Genomic DNA, 3,619 nt, shown 5'->3' on the forward strand with positions numbered 1-3,619 from the left:
GGTTGCACCGTATCCGTGCATTACTGTCGACGTTAAACCGGGTCAGTACAGAGCAGATTATTCAACATCTCGGCGTTTCTCGCGAAACGGTCAGGCGAGATATTCTCAAACTCGAAGCCCGGGGAATGCTGCGACGCGTACACGGAGGGATCGTCGCCACCGGTCCCGAGCCGGAACCGCCTTTATCGATACGCCGCACGGTGCGTGAAAAAGAGAAGCAGGCCATCGCCCGCGCCGCGGTGCAGCAGCTTCAGCCGGGACAAACCATTTTTGTCGATGCTGGCAGCACCACTACACTGCTCGCGGACGAGCTGCTGTCCATGCCGGGGATGACCATCATCACCAACAGCCTGAACGTCGCTCTCAAGCTGACTGCGCAGGAAGCCGAAGACCGGCTGCTGCACGAGGTGATTCTACTGGGCGGCCACGTCGGCGCCGCCATTCAGGCCACCAACGGCGCGCAAACGGCCAACGAGTTGCGACGCTACCGGGCCGATGTCGCCCTGATGTCGCCGGTCGGCATCTCCAGCGCCGCGGGCGCCAGCAGCTTCTCTCACACCGAGGCGGCGATTGCGAGCGCGATGATCGAATATGCTACGACCGCCATCATTCTGGCCGATCACACCAAAATCGGGGTCACCAGCCGTGTGGTTTATGCCCCCATCTCACAAATCGATATGGTGGTCACCGACGCCGCCGCTGAGTTCAACCGCGACTGTTCCGCCCTGAAGGAAATCTGCCAACAGGTGATCCTCGCCTGAGGCAATCCCGTAAGACCCATTGCCGCATTGTGTTGTCTGTGGACGTGAGGCATAGTGAATTCCGGTTTCACTCCACCCGCGACATCGACACCCAAACCCGAACGCTATCTGCCTGTGAGGTTTCGTCATGTATCAGCTGTATATCGCCAATAAAAACTACTCGTCCTGGTCATTGCGCCCGTGGGTGCTGTTACAAGAACTGGATATCCCATTCGAGGAAACGCTGGTGCCTTTTTCCCCCGGCATCAGTCAGCCCGCGTTCAAGACCTTTTCGCCGTCGGGCAAAGTGCCCTGTCTCGTCGATGGCGATCTTACCGTTTGGGATTCACTGGCTATTGTGGAATATCTGGCGGAACGTCATGCGGATGTCTGGCCAGATGACGTCGCCGCGCGAGCGTGGGCGCGATGCGCCTCGGCGGAAATGCATTCAGGATTTCCCACCCTGCGCGAAGTCTGTGGGATGAACTGCGGTATTCGCGTCAAACTGCATGAGATAACGCCGGAGCTGCAGCGCGATGTCGCGCGGGTGAATCAGCTGTGGGAAGAGGGATTGACCCGGTTCAAGGGACCGTTCCTGGCTGGCGCGCAATTCAGCGCTGTCGACGCCTTTTACGCGCCGGTGGTCTTTCGCATCCGAACTTATGGGCTGCCGATGACGCCGCTGGCGAAGCAGTACTACACCACCCTGCTGGCGCTGCCGGCTATGCAGCAATGGCTGGAACAAGCCCAGCTTGAGCCGTGGCGCGAGCAGCAGCACGAAGCCACCTGGGCGGAATACGGCACGCTGGAGCAGGACGAACGCACGGTCGACTGAGAACGCCGACCGCCCGCACGGCGGAAACTACTCCGCCGACGTTAACGCGATATCCGTGGAAGTCCGCTGGGGCGAGCTTTGGGCTATCGCCTTTTGTTTCTTATAGCTTAACGCGGCGGGCGGCACCGGACTGACCTTGCCACTCTCCAGCCAGTTACGCAGCCGGTTGGCATCGGCGAAGTGGGTATATTTACCGTAAGCATCCAACACCACCAGCGCGACCGGCCGCTGATTAATGACGGTTCTCATCACCAGACAGTGACCAGCCTCATTGGTAAAACCGGTTTTGGTCAGTTGAATGTTCCAGTCGGGACGGTAGACCAGATGGTTGGTATTACGGAACGGCAACGTATAGGCCGGGTGAGCGAAGGTCACCATTTTCTCGTGCGTAGTGCTCAGCTGGCTGAGCATCGGATACTGACGACTAGCGACCAGCAGCTTGGTCAGGTCACGCGCCGTAGACACGTTTTCCGTCGACAGCCCGGTCGGCTCCACATAATAGGTATGCATCATGCCCAGCGCGCGGGCTTTGGCATTCATCGCGGTAATAAACGCCTTATAACCACCGCGATAATGATGAGCCAGCGTGGCGGCCGCCCGGTTTTCAGACGACATCAGCGCCAGCAGCAGCAGATCGTGACGACTCGCTTCGCTGCCGAGACGCACGCGGGAATAGACCCCCTGCATCTCTTTCGTTTGGCTGATATCTACCGTCAACATTTCGTCAAACGGCTGATTAGCGTCCAGCACCACCAGCGCCGTCATTAATTTGCTGACGGAAGCAATCGGCACCACTACGTCCGGGTTGCTCGAATACAGCACCTTGTTATTCAGTAAATCGACCACCATCGCGCTGCCGGAGGCGATTTCCTGATGCGAGGCCGCGGATGAGGCGGCCACCGTTTTAGCCGCCGCCGGCGAGGCGACCCAGACCGATGCGGACATCAGCACCAGACTTAAAAGCGAAAGCTGTATTTTTTTATTCATTATTCAGTAGCTTATAAATTGATTTGGCGGAAAGGGTTCGGGACGACCCCGGCATTATAGTTGCGGCCCTCCCCCCGCGCATCCGGGCAGCGGTAAAAGCTTTGTGACAAAGTTTGACAGGCCGTTGCGGGGCGGATCGCGGCCCTTAAAGGCAGATTACGCTGGCATGCCCGGACGCATCCCGATAACATCATGCCCCGGCTAAACGTCGCCCCGGCGGCATCTTCATTTTTCGCCCGAGGTCGTCATGGACGACCGATTGTAATTGTTGTTGCGATAGTTAATAATTTATCTCAATAAGGTTAATTTCTTCTCATTATTAGTGGATTGCTTTATGTCCAATGCACACCCCGTCAAAACCTTCGAACGCCCGAAACTTGAGCTGCCTAACGAGGCGGATAAGCTGTTGCTTCACTCCTGCTGCGCCCCCTGTTCCGGCGAAGTGATGGAGGCGTTGAGCGCTTCCGGCATTGATTACACGATCTTTTTCTATAACCCGAACATTCATCCTCAGCGGGAGTACCTGATCCGCAAAGAGGAAAACATTCGCTTCGCCGAAAAACACGGCGTACCGTTCGTCGACGCCGACTACGATGCGGATAACTGGTTTGAGCGTGCGAAAGGCATGGAGTGGGAACCGGAGCGCGGCGAGCGCTGCACGATGTGCTTTGATATGCGGTTTGAACGCGCGGCGCTGTACGCGCATGAAAACGGCTTTGGCGCCATCAGCAGCTCGCTCGGCATCTCCCGTTGGAAAAACATGCAGCAGGTCAACCAGTGCGGGATCAACGCGGCGCAAAAATACCCTGGCGTGGTGTACTGGGATTACAACTGGCGCAAACAGGGCGGCTCGGCGCGCATGGTCGAAATCAGCAAGCAGGAGCGTTTCTACCAGCAGGAATACTGCGGCTGCATTTATTCGCTGCGCGATGCCAATAAACACCGTAAATCGCAGGGCCGGGATATCATTCGCATCGGCAAACTCTTTTACGGCGACGAGCCCGCGTCCTGATCACTCCGGCATTGCCCGTGATGGGGGCTAGCCAGTGATCGATGG

4 protein-coding genes are annotated in these 3,619 nt (G+C 57.6%); 3 read left to right on the top strand and 1 reads right to left on the bottom strand.

Annotated features, from left to right (window positions below):
* Nucleotides 1-2: 2 nt before the first annotated feature.
* Both Q7O77_RS15615 and Q7O77_RS15620 read left to right on the top strand, forming a co-directional pair.
* Nucleotides 3-761, top strand: a complete 759-nt coding sequence (locus Q7O77_RS15615) for a DeoR/GlpR family DNA-binding transcription regulator (RefSeq protein ID WP_304169452.1) — start codon at nucleotides 3-5, stop codon at nucleotides 759-761.
* A gap of 127 nt (nucleotides 762-888) precedes the next feature.
* Nucleotides 889-1,575: a glutathione S-transferase family protein gene (locus Q7O77_RS15620; RefSeq protein ID WP_304169454.1), complete on the top strand. Its 687-nt coding sequence runs from the start codon at nucleotides 889-891 to the stop codon at nucleotides 1,573-1,575.
* A gap of 27 nt (nucleotides 1,576-1,602) precedes the next feature.
* Here Q7O77_RS15620 and pbpG read toward each other — a convergent pair whose 3' ends face one another.
* Nucleotides 1,603-2,562: a D-alanyl-D-alanine endopeptidase gene (pbpG, locus tag Q7O77_RS15625; protein WP_304169456.1), complete on the bottom strand. Its 960-nt coding sequence runs from the start codon at nucleotides 2,560-2,562 to the stop codon at nucleotides 1,603-1,605.
* A gap of 334 nt (nucleotides 2,563-2,896) precedes the next feature.
* Here pbpG and Q7O77_RS15630 point away from each other — a divergent pair, with 334 nt between their 5' ends.
* Nucleotides 2,897-3,574 carry an epoxyqueuosine reductase QueH gene (locus Q7O77_RS15630; protein WP_085651462.1) on the top strand — a complete coding sequence of 226 codons (678 nt, stop codon included), beginning with the start codon at nucleotides 2,897-2,899 and terminating at the stop codon, nucleotides 3,572-3,574.
* Nucleotides 3,575-3,619: the final 45 nt, after the last annotated feature.

The sequence above is a fragment of the Lonsdalea britannica genome (genome assembly GCF_946477055.1).
Classification (GTDB): Bacteria; Pseudomonadota; Gammaproteobacteria; order Enterobacterales; family Enterobacteriaceae; genus Lonsdalea; species Lonsdalea britannica_A.

Bases quoted from the DNA above. Each gene is read 5' to 3' on its own strand.
- Q7O77_RS15620 (WP_304169454.1), top strand. From the start codon at position 889: ATGTATCAGCTGTATATCGCCAATAAAAACTACTCGTCCTGGTCATTG.
- pbpG (WP_304169456.1), bottom strand. From the start codon at position 2,562: ATGAATAAAAAAATACAGCTTTCGCTTTTAAGTCTGGTGCTGATGTCC.
- Q7O77_RS15630 (WP_085651462.1), top strand. From the start codon at position 2,897: ATGTCCAATGCACACCCCGTCAAAACCTTCGAACGCCCGAAACTTGAG.